Below are 13641 nucleotides of genomic sequence, written 5' to 3'. Positions count from 1 at the left end.
ACACATGACACAAAAAATCAACACTCAAACACTTGGCTTAGGCGCGCAAAACGCGCAAGATTTGGCACATGAAGTCGCGGGCGTGGCACAAAATGCAAAAGAGCTTGCTAGTGAAGTAGCCGAAAGCGTAGCGCAAAAAGCACAAAGCGCCGCACAGAGCGCAAAAGGCGTGGCAAGTGAAGTTGCTTCAAGCGTGCAGGGCGTGGCGCAGAATGCTAAAGGGCTCGCCAACGAAGTGGCGCAAAATGCTAAGGGACTTGCTAGTGAAGTGGCACAAAACGCCAAAGGGCTCGCCAACGAAGTCGCACAAAATGCCAAAGATTCTATGCAAGGCGTCGCAGAAAATCTCGTGCGTAAAACTCAAGGAATCGCGCAAAGCGCAAAAGAATCTCTTGTGAATTTCCGCCCAGATTCTACCGCTTTGCCAAACAGCGGCAAAACGCCAAGCATAGGTAAGTGGAATGTCGGTTCCAGCACGGATAGCATCCTAAAAACAAATCGCGAGATTACCAAAGTGCCTTTCACAAAAGAGATGAAAGACACCCACACAATCCTTGTGCCAATGATGCTTCCGATACATTTTAGATTTTTGGTAAATATCTTGCATTTGCATGGCTACAAGGCTGAACTGCTCCACAATGAAGGTGCAGGCGTGGTGAATGAGGGCTTGAGAAATGTGCATAATGACACTTGCTACCCTGCGCTTCTTGTGATAGGGCAGATGATTGACGCGCTAAAAAGTGGCAAATGGGATCTAAGCAAAGTCGCGCTTCTCATCACGCAAACCGGCGGTGGCTGTCGCGCGAGCAACTATATCCACCTTTTACGCAAAGCGCTTAATAAAGCGGGCTTTGGCGAGATTCCAGTGATTTCACTAAACTTTAGCGGGCTAGAGGCCGATCAAGGCTTTAGCGTCACACGCCCAATGCTGCAAAACTTCCTATCCGCCATCATTTATGGCGATTTGCTAATGCATATTTCAAACCAATGCAAATCCTATGAGCTAAACAAAGGCGATACAGAGGCAAAAATCGCCAAATGGGTGGAGAGAATCACGACGCCGGGCACAAACAAGGGGCTTACAAGCTACAAAGCGCTAAAAAAAGATATAAAAGAGATTCTCGATGATTTTGCAAGCATTCCACGAAGCGCGGAGAAAAAGGTGCAGGTGGGAATCGTGGGTGAGATTTATATCAAATTCTCGCCATTGGGGAACAATAACCTTGAGGACTTTTTGTTGAGTGAAAATTGCGAAGTGGTGATACCCGGATTCCTAGATTTTTGCTTGTATTGCATCAATGATAGCATTGTGGAAAACAAAATGTATGGCGGCAAGTGGCTTACAAGGATGATTTATCGCGTGGTGTTTGAATACTTCTGCGGGAAGCAAAAAGATATGATAAAAATGATTCAAAAGCACGGCGTTTTCCGCGCGCCAAGTCCGTTTAAGCATACAAAATCGCTTGCTGATGGCTATGTGAGCGAGGCGATGAATATGGGTGAGGGCTGGCTACTCACTGCTGAAATGCTAGAGCTTATCGAGCAGGGCGTGAATAATGTCGTCTGCACGCAGCCTTTTGGGTGTCTGCCAAATCATATCGTCGGGCGCGGTATGATGAAGGTGATAAAAGAGAAAAATCCACAAAGCAACATTGTCTCAATCGACTATGATCCAAGCGCTACGCGCGTAAATCAAGAAAATCGTATAAAGCTAATGCTAAGCAACGCACGCAAAGAACTAGCCTAAACCTTTAAAAAGCGCGTTGTCTCTTGCGCGCTTTTTTAGGAGCTTGATTTTCGCTTCGTCGATAGACTTTTTAGCAACGCACGCAAGGAATTAGTGTAGTAATAAATCTATAGCGTGCGACAAGCACGGCTATAGAATCTAAGATTGCTTATTTGATGTATCACCACCATTTTGGTGGTGATACTCTGGGTTTGATGTCAGCTTATTTTTTGAGTTTTTCCGATTCTTTCAATCTTTCAACTCTTTCTTCGTGTTGCTCTTTAAGCTTGTTGCCTTTTTTTCCCATTCTTTGGAATAGCTTAACAGATATAAACGCTGCTACCCCAACTCCAACTGCAGGTAGAGCCACAGCTGCAGCGGCTGGAGCAAAAAGAGCACCAACAACTGGTATGCCAGCAGCCCAAGGCGTTACCGCTGCTACGGTAGCAGCACTAGCAGCACCACCTGCAATAAGTGCGCCCCCATTCTCGCCAAGCACTTTGCTAGCAATTATTGGCTTTTCCTCATTGTGTTTTTTTATATCCTCATTAGTTACGCTTTCTTCAATATCCTTCACTGGACTTTTTGTTTCTTGACTCATTTTATCTCCTTTTAATAATATTATTTGCCAAAGATAGCATTAAATATTTCTGCCGTTAATGCAAAAAAAATCTTTTGCCAGCTCAACTACACTTTTGCCATCAATTTGTGTCCCAAATAGCAATGCAGCAGGAAGAGCAAATGCAGTAACTATAGTCGATAATGCAGGACCCAAAAGAGGAACACTGGCTATTAATGTATTGAGTGCAAGCACAGCCAGAATAGAAGCGCTAGTAGCAGGATATTTATGTATAAACTCAACAATCTTACCAACAATTATTTTGCCAACATTGATTACCTTGCTACCCACTTTTTCGGTGTGCTCCAATAATCCCAGCAATAATTCTGTCATCTCCACAGATAAACCTTTGCTATGTAGCCATACAGCTATTTTGTCCCAATTTACCGAGCTATACTCAGCATCCAATGCAGCATATCGCTCAAGTGCCAATGCTTGTTGCATAAGAACTCCTTAATTTTGAATTAGGGCTCGATTATATATATATAAATTTTTTCTGAAATTGCTTTTGTTTTTAAGATTTTTTAAAATGATGCAGAGAGAAATTCTGCCTTGAAAAATGCTTAACTTTTGCCAAAAAGCGCCCCATAGCAACTACGCGCAACCACCACAAAAAACCACACGCATTGCAATATCCTGCCCCCTACATTGAGATGCGAACCCAAAGCATCATCTCCAAGCCCTAATCTCATATCACGCGATTTTGACTCAATTTTATTGGTCTTCTAAAACAATCCAAAAAGTTTAGAATCCAAAAAAATGCAGATTCCGCATCTTAGATAACTCTTAAAAACCATTTAAAGTTTTTAAAACCCTACGCCCTTTTGGATAATGCGCTAAAGCTTAGGTTTAAAAGCAGGATAAACACGAAAAGCACCGCGCCACACGCGATAAGCACCTCTCTATGCAGATCCTGCGCGTATCCGAGCTCTAGCACGATGTTTGTCGTGAGTGTGCGGAAGCCATCTGTGATGGATTCTGGTATCATGGCTTGGTTGCCCGCCACCACGATGACTGCCATCGCCTCGCCGATAGCCCGCCCCATTCCAAGTATGATGCTAGCTAGAATCCCGCTTTTGGCATCTTTTAGCAGCACAAAAAACACCGCGCGCTCCTTGCTAGCCCCAAGTGCCAGCGCGCCTTCATAATACGATTTTGACACCGCTTCGATGCTGGTTTTGGAGATGAGGATGATGGTGGGAAGTATCATAAGCCCTAGCAGGATTCCAGCGGTCAGCAAGCCTTTGCCACTCGTCTCAAACACATCGCCCACCAGCGGCACGAGCACCACCAAGCCAAAAAATCCATACACGATAGAAGGGATCCCCGCCAGCAGCTCCACGCAAGGAGTGAGTGCCGCGCGCACTTTGGCGCTGCAAAAATACGCCAAATACACCGCGCTAAACACGCCCACGCCCACGCCAAAACATATCGCAAGCGCGCTCACCATGATGCTCCCCACAATCATAGGGAAAATGCCAAAAACCTCATTTGAAGGCTTCCAAGTCATCCCAAAGATAAAATCCACAACGCCGATGTTTGCGATGGTGGGGATGGCATTGCCAAACAAAAATAGGCAAATCGCAAGCACAGAAATCACGCACAAAATCGCGCAAAGCAAAAATAACGCGCTCATAAATTTTTCTAGCAAAATGGCTTTGAGCTGGGCGCGCTGCTCTAGCTGAAGCGCGCTTATAGATGCGCTGGTGAATGAGGCGTCATCAAGTGCGGATTTTTGCGCGGATTTTTGTGATGTTTTGGGTGCGCTTTTGGGCGAGGCTTTGGATGCGCTTTTTTGCGCGGATTTTGGCAAAAGTGGATTCTGGTCTAGAATCTGGTGCGCGCGCTGATTTTTTGGATTTTTCAGATTCTGCGGATTCTGGCTCAACGCTAGGCGCCAAAGCAGCTTTAGGATATAAATCTGCCTGCTAACCCACCTGCCAAATAGCCTTGATAAATGCTTGGTGTATGAAAGATGCGTGTTTTGCGCGGGAATGTTTTGGGGAATATGTGGCAGCGTGCTTGCGTTTGGCGGCGTGTTTTGCAAAGCGTTTTGCGTGATGCTTTGTGGCGCGTCTCGCAAAAATGCGTTTTGTGTAAATGTGCTTTGTGTGAATGGATTTTGAGTCGTGCTTTGTGGCGTATTTTGCGCGATGTTTTGTAGTGCGCTTTGGTTTGGATGAGGATTTAGCGCGCTTGACAAAGGCGCGGTTGCGCTTGGTGCGCTTGTTTGGAGTGCGGATTCTAGGCTAGGATCTAGGCTCGTAGCGGAGCTGTAAGCATCTCGCGCTGGATTCTGCGCGTTTTGGCGCAATAGGCGCTTGATGAGGCGTTTGTAATTGCGCTTGGCGATGTGAAATTGCACTTTGATTTTTATGCGTTTTGCTGGCATTTTTACCCTTGATATTTGTGATTTTGCGCTTTTGCGGATATTTGCGAGTATAGATTCTGCGCGTAAAGATTTGCAAACGCTATGTAAAAAATATGTAAAATCCACGCCAAAAGGCAGGGCAAAAATTAAAAGACAAAACCGCTAGAATCTAAAAACGACTTTTAAGATATAATGCAAAGCTAAATTGCAAGGAGTCAAAATGACAATGCAGAATCTAACCCAGCCACAAAACGCCAGCAAAGCGCAGAATCTAAAAAAATTAAATCTAAAAAGCCTAAATCTAAAGAGGCTAACTCCAAAACTGCCAAATCTAAGACAGCTAGCCTTTATCAGCATAGCTGCGCTTGGCTTGATGTTTAGCGCTTGTAATATTTTTTCAAACAATGCAGCCAGCACAAATCCCCTCACTGACAAACCAAAGCACCAGCACCACCCGCAGACGCGCGATGAGCTAGTAGCGCTGTTAAAAGATGAAAACATCAAGCTAGACACGATAAACACCAGCAAAATCACTGATATGAGCTTTTTGTTTGCGGATATTTCTAGCAATAGATGCGATTTGCTGGGATGTAAGGAGGCTGAATTATATAAGCAAAATTGCGAAAATGCAGCTAGAGGGCGAAAAGATTTTAGCGGGATAGAATCTTGGGATGTTAGCAATGTCACAGATATGAGCTATATGTTTTGGGGCACAGCATCTTTCAACCAGCCGCTAGATTCTTGGAATGTCAGTAAAGTAACAGATATGCATCGTATGTTTGCTGAAGCAAAATCCTTCAACCAGCCACTAGATTCTTGGGATGTCGGCAATGTCGAGAATATGCTCTATATGTTTTATCATGCGCAATCTTTCAACCAGTCGCTAAATTCTTGGGATGTCCGCAAAGTGGAGGATATGAATGCTATGTTTGCTGGGGCGACATCTTTCAACCAGCCTCTAGATAAATGGAATGTCAGCAATGTCAAAGATATGAGCGATATGTTTCATGGTGCAAAAGTTTTCAACCAGCCACTAGATTCTTGGGATGTCTCTAATGTGGAGAATATGAAAAATATGTTTGCTTGGGTGAAATCCTTCAATCAGTCGCTAGATAAATGGGATGTCAGCAAGGTAAGAGATATGGGCGGTATGTTTAATAGCGCGACATCTTTTAATCAACCGCTAAACTCTTGGAATGTCAGCAATGTAAGAGATATGCGAAACATGTTTGATGGCGCAGCGTCTTTCAACCAGCCACTTAATAAATGGGATGTCCGCAAAGTCGAGGACTTAAGAAGGATGTTTAGACATGCGGAGTCTTTTAAGCAGAATCTAGAATCTTGGAAAGTAAATAAAGATGCTGTGCGACATAGTATGTTTGAAAACTCGCCACTGGGATCTAAACCGCCAAAATGGTGGTATCAGAGATAAGGCAAAAGCGCTGGAATTCGCAAAGTGTTAGAATCTAAAAAGCGCAGAATCTAAATTTGTCGTTGCTAAAAACCTTCCTCGTCATTGCGAGCGAGAGCGTAGCTCGAGCGCGGCAATCCATTTTGAGGCAGATTCTGCATTTTGATAGATTACTAAAGAAGCTAGCGCTTTGCTTCGTCGCCTTGCTCCTCGCAATGACGATGACAAAACTTAAAAAGTGGCAAAAGCGCTGGAATCTAAAAAGCACTAGAATCTAAAAAGCGACTTTTGAAGTATAATGCCAAAGCTAAATTGCGAATACGAAGGAGTCAAAAATGACAGCCCAGAATCCAAAAATACCAAATCTAAAAATGCTTAAAAACCTAGCCCTTGCCTGCCTTTTTGCGCTAATGCTAGATTCTAGCCTGCAAGCCAACACAAATCCCCTCACCGACACATCAAAGCACAAATACCACCCACAAACTCGCGATGAGCTCGTGCAGCTACTACGCAAGGAAAAAATCAAACTAGACACCATAGACACCAGCAAAATCACTGATATGAGCTTTTTGTTTGCAGATACTTCATCTGTGAGTTGCAGGGAAGTAAGAAACAAAGGCTCTATGCCATATAGGCAAAACTGCGAAAACACCGCTGGAGGGCGCAAGGATTTTGGCGGGATTTGGACTTGGGATGTGAGTAATGTCAAAGATATGAGCCATATGTTTGAGTATGCGCGATATTTTAACCAGCCGCTAAAAACTTGGGATGTCAGCAGTGTAGAAAATATGGAAAGTATGTTTTACATGGCAAAATCCTTTAATGAAGCGCTAAATTCTTGGGATGTCAGCAGCGTCACAAATATGAAAAATATGTTTGAAAGCGCAACAAACTTCAATCAGCCCTTAGATAAATGGAATGTGAGCAATGTCACAAGCATGAAAAATATGTTTCACGATGCAATAGGCTTTAATCAAAATATAAACTCTTGGGATGTGAGTAATGTCACAAATATGGAAGCTATGTTTTATGAGGCATATTTTTTCAAGCAGCCGCTTGATAAATGGGATGTGAGTAATGTTGTATATATGTACTCGGTGTTTGCTTACACAGATTTTTTCAACCAGCCGCTTGAAGCTTGGAATGTTAGCAATGTAAAAGATATGTTTGGCATGTTTCGCAATGCAACAGCCTTCAACCAGCCGCTAGATAAATGGGATGTGAGTAATGTCACAGATATGAGATATATGTTTTGGATGGCAATATCCTTTAATCAAAATCTAGACTCTTGGCAAGTAAATAAAGATGCGCAGCAAGAAATCATGTTTGCCGACTCACCGCTCAAATCCAATCCGCCAAAATGGCACAAAGAGTGGCTAGATAAGCAACTAAAAAAATAGCTAGAAAATAGACAAAGAGTCTAAAAAATAGCTTTGTGATGGTGACAAAGCGCGGCTAGATTCTAGAATCTAGAATCTGGATTTGTCGTTGCTGGAGAAATTTGCGCTTTACTAAAGAAGCTACGCTTTGCTAAAGAAATTTTTTCGTCGTTGCGAGACTTGCGCTAGCAAGGCGAAGCAATCCATTTAGACAAAATTCTGCGGTTTTTATGGATTACTAAAGAAGCTTACGCTTTGCTCCTCGCAAAACACTAGAATCCAAAAAGTGCAGAATCTAAAAGCGATTTTAAAGTATAATGCCAAAGCCAAATTACAAAGGAGTCAAAATGACAACCCCGAATCTAAAAATACTACAAAACGCCAGCGAAGCGTGGAATCTAAAAATGCTAAAAATGCCACAAAACGCGAGCGTGACGCAGAATCTAAAAATGCCAAAATCAAAAATGCCAAATCTAAAAATGTTTAAAAAGCTAGCCCTTGCCTGCCTTTTTGCGCTAATGCTAGATTCTAGCCTGCAAGCAAACACCAACCCTTTGACCGACACATCAAAGCACATTTACCACCCGCAGACATACGATGAACTCGCAGAACTACTGCGCAATGAAAACATCAAACTAGACACGATAGATACCAGCAAAATCACAGATATGGACTCTTTGTTTGAAGATAGCGAGCGCAAGGATTTTGGCGGGATTGAGACTTGGGATGTCAGCAATGTTACAAATATGGAGAGTATGTTTTGGGGTGCAAAATCCTTCAACCAGCCACTAGAATCTTGGGATGTAAGTAGCGTTACAGATATGAGCAGTATGTTTTATGGCGCGCAAGCTTTCAACCAACCGCTTAATAAGTGGGATGTCAGTAATGTTATAAATATGGATGGCATGTTTGAAGAAGCAAAATCTTTCAAGCAGAATCTAGATTCTTGGCAAATAAATAAAGACGCGGACACAGAAGGTATGTTTGCTGACTCCCCGCTAGAATCTAAGCCGCCGAAGTGGTATAAAAAGCGCTAATGCAAGATGGAGCGATGATAAAGCGCGACCAAAACCCGCCAAACCCTTGGCTAAACCAAATCTGCAAAGGAGCAAACCACTTATGAAAAAACGATTTGAAATAGGCTTTGTCATCACCATCGCTGCGGTGCTTGTCGTGTGGCTTGTCATAAGTTTTTACAAAGCATACGCGCCCAAACCCCAGCAAATCCAAGGGCAAATCCAAGCCAGAGAATACAGCGTAAGCTCCAAACTCGCCGGGCGCGTGGGCTCGGTGTTGGTAAAAAGAGGCGACAAAGTCAAAAAAGGCGAGCTCATTTTCACGATAGATTCTCCCGAAGTGCTAGCCAAGCTCACCCAAGCGCAAGCGGGCTATGAAGCCGCCAAAGCGATGTCAGAAGAAGCACACAAGGGCGCGAGAGTAGAGACTATCACTTCTGCGCGCGATATCTATCAGAGCGCCAAAGCCATGCGCGAGCTTAGCGAAAACACCTATAATCGCATAGAAGAGCTGTATAAAAGCGGTGTCGCAAGCCTACAAAGGCGCGATGAGGCATACACCGCCTTCCAAAACGCCAAATACAGCGAAAACACCGCATACCAGCAGTATAAAATAGCGCTTGATGGCGCGACCAAAGAAACCAAAGAAGCCGCCAAACAAAAAGAAATCGCCGCGGGCGGGCAGCTAAGCGAGGTGCAAGCATATATCAAAGATATGCAAGCCTACGCGCCAAATGATGGCGAGGTGGCAAATATCCTGCTGCATGAGGGCGAGCTAAGCCCCACGGGATTCCCGGTGGTGATGATAGTCGATAATAATGATGCGTGGCTTAGGCTAAGTGTGAGCGAGGAGTATTTGGAGCATTTCAAAGAGGGGAGCGAGTTTAGCGCGTTTTTGCCAGCGCTTGGGGAGGAGCGGCGATTTAGAGTGCGGTATGTGTCAGTGCTTGGCGATTTTGCGACTTGGCGCGCGACTTCTGGCTCCAAAGGCTATGATTTGCGAAGCTTTGAGATAGAAGCGCTACCGCTGGAAAATAGCGGCGAGTATCGCATCGGCATGAGCGCTATCATCACTATAGAAAAATAAAGCGCGCGATATGAAAGGCAAAAAGTCGGTGGATTCTGCAAAAGATTTGGATTCTGCGCTTTCTGGGCTGGAGCCTAAAAGGCTGGCAGAATCCGCGCAGGCGACTAGGGAAATGCCAGAATCTAGAGAAATACTAGAATCCGCGCAGGATTTAGATTCTGCACGCGCGCTGGAATCTGCGGGCAATGTAGAATCTACCAATCGTCATTGCGAGGATTTAAAAAATCCGAAGCAATCTACAAAAGACATGCAAAGCGCAGAATCTAAATTGGCAAAAAATGCAGAATCTGCAATAAATCAAAACGATAATGGATTGCCGCGCTCGAGCTACGCCCTCGCTCGCAAAACGAACGAAGTGAGTTTCTTTAGTAATGACGGAAAAACAATTTTCTTTAATGTAGCAGAATCCAAAAAGGCGAGTTTTTTCAGTAATGACAAAAATTTAGATTCTAGCACGCCAAAATCTGCGCGCGATGTAGATTCTGCCAATCGTCATTGCGAGGAGGCGCAGCCGACGAAGCAATCCATAAAGATAACGCAAAGCGAGTTTTTTCATGAATCCAAAGAAGGCACACAAAGCGCAGAATCTAAATTGGCAGAAAATGCAGAATCCGCTCAAATGGATTGCTTCGCCGACAAGTCGACTCGCAAAACGAACAAAGTGAGTTTCTTTAGTAATGGCGGAAAAGTAGAATCCAAATCAACAAAAAGCGCAGATTCTGCGATAAATCAAACCGACAATGGATTGCCGCGCCGCATAAATGCGGCTCGCAATGACAAAAAAACAAATTTTTTTGGCAATGACGATAAGCCCAAACCCGCATCCAAACCCTACACCAAGCTCATCATCCAGCTATGGAAATTCCTAAGCAGGCGCAAGGTGCTTTTTCTGATTTACTTCGTGCTGCCTTTGCTTATCGCGTGGTTCATATACGCGGTGTTTATGGCATCTTTGCCGCGCGATTTGCCTGTGGGCGTGGTGGATTTAGACCACTCAAGCGCAAGCTATGAGCTAATCTACAATGCCAACAACCTCCCAGCGATGAAAATCACGCGCGCATACCACTCTATCACAGAGGCCAAACAAGATCTCGCCACCGCCAAAATCTATGCGCTCATCGTCATTCCCTACAACTACGAGCGCGACATCAAGCTAAAAAATGGCGCAAAAGTCGCGCTGTATTACAACGCGCAGTTTGTGCTGGTGGGCAAATCGCTAAATAGCGCGTTCGCGCAAGTCATAGGCACGCTAGATGCTACGCAATGGGTGGCGACAAACCTTATCGAAGTCGAAAATATGACGCTTGCCAAAGCTAAGGCGATGCCGATTTTCTCGCAAATCACAGCACTCTATAACCCAAGCAGCAATTATACGCAATTCCTCTTGACGCTGCTTTTGCCCTGCATGCTGCAAATCCTAAGCGCGCTAGGCATGATACACCTGCTAAAATCCGCGCCTTCAACCACCAAAAGCCTTTTTATACGATACGCGTTTAACTCGCTGGTGTTTGTGTTTTGGGGCACTTGCATGGTGATGTTTCTAAAAAACCTCGGCTATGAGACGCGCGGGGATATATGGATTTTGCTTTTTGGCATCGCGCTTTTGGTGTGCGGGGTGAATGGCGTGGTGGTGTTTGTGCAATCTGTGCTTGGCGATTTCAAAGCCACTATCGGCGTAGTTGCCGTATATACCGCGCCCTCACTTGCATTTGCAGGCATCACTTATCCGCAAAACTCTATGAATTTTTTGGCGTATTTTTGGAGCAATTTTTTGCCTATCTCGCATTTTATGAATCTCTATGTCCAGCAGGCAAACTATGGCGGGGGCTTGGATAAGGCGTTTCAGATTATCGGCGGGCTTGGCGGATTTTTGCTGTTTTTCGCATTGGGTGCTGGAATCTATGCGCTAAAAAGGACGCGCGCATGAGCTTTTGGGCGCTGATATTGCAAGAATACAAAGCGATTTTTAGCAATAAAGTAGTCGTGCTAGTCGTATTTATCGGCTCTATGGTGTATGGGCTGCTGTATCCTATGCCATATCTTGGCGATGTGGTGAGCGCGCAAAAGCTAGTCATCATCGATGATGATAAAAGCGCGCTAAGCAAGCGGCTCATTTTCCTCGTGGGCGCGACTCCGCAAATCGAGCTTCTAAGCGAAGTGGATTCTCTGCAAGAAGCGCAAAAACTCATAGAATCCGGACAAGCCGGCGGCGCGCTCTCTATCCCAAAAGGATTTGAAAAAAGCGCGCAAAGTGGCGTGGGCTCGGTGGTGTCGTATATGGGAAATGCGTCGTATTTTTTGGTGTATGGCGCGATAGTCGAAGGCGTGCATAATGCCATAGATGCGCTAAATGATGAGATAAGGAAGCAAAAATCGCACAATCTTTTGAGCGCGCAAATCATCTCGTATGAGCCTATCGCGCTTTATAATCCAAGCCTTGGGTATATCAACTACGCGCTAGCAGCGGTGCTAGTGTTTATCCTGCATCAAACACTAATCGCTGGGTGTGGGATTTTGAGCGCGTATCAAAACAAGCTATATAAACGAGGGGAGCGCGGGTATTTCGCACAAGTCAGCCCGCTAAAGCTTTTGAGTGCGCGTGTGGTCGCGTTTGGCGGGATTTATGTGTGCTGGTTTTTGGTGTATTTTGGGATTTTCTTTCCACTGTTTGGGGTGAGCGTGCATGCGGATTTGCTGGAGTTTTGGTGCTTTGCGCTGGCGTTTATCCTATGCTGCGCGAGTGTAGGCGTGTGTCTTGGGGTGTGTTTGGAGGATGAGAGCATCCCTACGCAAGTGGTGTTTATCTCATCGATGCCGCTGGTGTTTTTGCTGGGATTTATCTGGCCTAGCGATTTGCTGCCGGAGTTTTTGCAAGAGATTGCGTATCTTGTGCCAGCATTTCATGGTGTGCGCGGATTTTTGTCGCTAAATCAGATGGGCGCTGATTTTACTAGCATCATCGGGCATTTTTTAGCACTTCTCGCGCTTGGCGCTTTTAGCTTTGGCATAGCTGTGTGGATACTATCACGCAAACGCGAGGGATAGGCTACAGCCGTTTTAATGCAAAAAATTTAGCGGTGCGCAAAATTTGCAAAATTTCGCAAGCAAACATTTATGTGATATTAAAAATTTTTAGACTAAAATCACGCGTTTTTTGATTTGGATTCTGTTTTTGCAAGCCATCCAAACTAGAATCTACCAATCGTCATTGCGAGGAGCAAAGCGACGAAGCAATCCAAAAGCACTAAATGGATTGCTTCGCGACGCTCGCAATGACAAAATAAAATAGACCATAAAATGCGCCAAACAACTCAGATTCCAGCAAGAATCTAAGTTACAAAAGTTACGCAAAAACTAGATTCCAACCAGAATCTAAATATCACAAACACCAAACAAAAAAGTGTAAAATACACCAAAAACAAGGCTAAAAAGCCAAAAATCAAAAAACGCGCTAAACTATAAACCGCGCCAAAACATATAAACCAAAGACACTAAACCATTAAAACAAACACAAAGGACCTCAATGATCTTCTCCTCTTATATTTTTATCTTTGCGTTTTTGCCTATTGTTTGGATTGGTTATCACACGCTGCGACATTTTAACGCTTATGATTCTAGCAAAGTCTTTTTGGTGCTTGCTTCGCTCTTTTTCTATACCTTTTGGAAGGTGGAATATCTGCCTATTTTGCTTGGCTCGATTATTATAAACTTTTTGATAGCACTAGCTATCACGCGCGGTGGGTTGTGCGGCGGATTGCATAGCTTTTTTGGTGCTTTTGGTGGATTCTCTAGCTTCTCGTTTGTCAGCCTAAAAAAGCGCCTTTTATGCAAAAGATTTGAGCTAGCTTCTAAGAGAGAGAGAGAGAGAGAGAGAGAGAGAGAGAGAGAGAAGGCAAAATTATGAGAGTGAGTCGTATGATTTAGATTCTCATACAAAAAATCCGCAAGGATTTTTTAATCAAATCAAATCTTCGCACGAAGTGCGGCACCTTGAAGGTGTCGTCGGGGGTTTGGGGGTGCAGGGGGATAAGG

Annotated in this window: 12 protein-coding genes; 9 read left to right on the top strand and 3 right to left on the bottom strand. The window is 44.4% G+C overall.

Annotated elements, in window-relative coordinates; translation table 11 throughout:
• Positions 1–4: 4 nt before the first annotated feature.
• Positions 5–1747: a 2-hydroxyacyl-CoA dehydratase gene (locus BKN38_RS07265; protein ID WP_233712932.1), complete on the top strand. Its 1743-nt coding sequence runs from the start codon at positions 5–7 to the stop codon at positions 1745–1747.
• Positions 1748–1949: 202 nt separating this feature from the next.
• Here the strand turns inward: BKN38_RS07265 and BKN38_RS07260 are convergent, their stop codons facing one another.
• The 3 genes from BKN38_RS07260 to pstC form a co-directional block, all read right to left on the bottom strand.
• A complete protein-coding gene (locus BKN38_RS07260; protein WP_066455435.1) occupies positions 1950–2327 on the bottom strand; it encodes a hypothetical protein in 378 nt (125 codons plus the stop codon).
• Positions 2328–2366: 39 nt separating this feature from the next.
• Positions 2367–2789, bottom strand: a complete 423-nt coding sequence (locus tag BKN38_RS07255; RefSeq protein ID WP_066455437.1) for a hypothetical protein — start codon at positions 2787–2789, stop codon at positions 2367–2369.
• A 370-nt stretch (positions 2790–3159) separates the two neighbouring features.
• The gene (gene pstC, locus BKN38_RS11980; protein ID WP_233712930.1) at positions 3160–4737 is read right to left on the bottom strand and encodes a phosphate ABC transporter permease subunit PstC; all 1578 of its coding nucleotides are present in this window, start codon (positions 4735–4737) and stop codon (positions 3160–3162) included.
• A gap of 199 nt (positions 4738–4936) precedes the next feature.
• Here pstC and BKN38_RS07245 point away from each other — a divergent pair, with 199 nt between their 5' ends.
• The 8 genes from BKN38_RS07245 to BKN38_RS07215 all read left to right on the top strand — a co-directional run bounded on the left by BKN38_RS07245 (position 4937) and on the right by BKN38_RS07215 (position 13513).
• On the top strand, positions 4937–6148 hold the full coding sequence (locus BKN38_RS07245; protein WP_104720824.1) for a BspA family leucine-rich repeat surface protein: 1212 nt from the start codon (positions 4937–4939) through the stop codon (positions 6146–6148).
• A gap of 56 nt (positions 6149–6204) precedes the next feature.
• Complete coding sequence (locus BKN38_RS11150; RefSeq protein ID WP_172798615.1) at positions 6205–6405, top strand: hypothetical protein; 201 nt, start codon at positions 6205–6207, stop codon at positions 6403–6405.
• Between the two features lie 57 nt (positions 6406–6462).
• Entirely contained in the window at positions 6463–7527 is a 1065-nt protein-coding gene (locus BKN38_RS07240; protein WP_233712921.1) for a BspA family leucine-rich repeat surface protein, read from the top strand.
• A 326-nt stretch (positions 7528–7853) separates the two neighbouring features.
• Positions 7854–8543: a BspA family leucine-rich repeat surface protein gene (locus BKN38_RS11500; protein WP_233712912.1), complete on the top strand. Its 690-nt coding sequence runs from the start codon at positions 7854–7856 to the stop codon at positions 8541–8543.
• An 82-nt stretch (positions 8544–8625) separates the two neighbouring features.
• Entirely contained in the window at positions 8626–9609 is a 984-nt protein-coding gene (locus tag BKN38_RS07230; protein WP_066458052.1) for an HlyD family secretion protein, read from the top strand.
• 10 nt (positions 9610–9619) lie between these two features.
• Positions 9620–11536: an ABC transporter permease gene (locus BKN38_RS10380; RefSeq protein ID WP_082942676.1), complete on the top strand. Its 1917-nt coding sequence runs from the start codon at positions 9620–9622 to the stop codon at positions 11534–11536.
• Positions 11533–12654, top strand: coding sequence for an ABC transporter permease (locus tag BKN38_RS07220; RefSeq protein WP_066458060.1), 1122 nt, complete (start codon positions 11533–11535; stop codon positions 12652–12654). The genes BKN38_RS10380 and BKN38_RS07220 overlap by 4 nt, the downstream gene beginning before the upstream one ends.
• Positions 12655–13132: 478 nt before the next feature.
• Positions 13133–13513: a hypothetical protein gene (locus tag BKN38_RS07215; protein WP_070957756.1), complete on the top strand. Its 381-nt coding sequence runs from the start codon at positions 13133–13135 to the stop codon at positions 13511–13513.
• Positions 13514–13641 lie beyond the last annotated feature (128 nt).

Source organism: Helicobacter sp. CLO-3 (genome assembly GCF_001854545.1).
Taxonomy (GTDB): domain Bacteria; phylum Campylobacterota; class Campylobacteria; order Campylobacterales; family Helicobacteraceae; genus Helicobacter_B.
The sequence above is the reverse complement of the archived record's forward strand: the minus strand, read 5'-3'. Positions and strand labels throughout refer to the sequence as shown.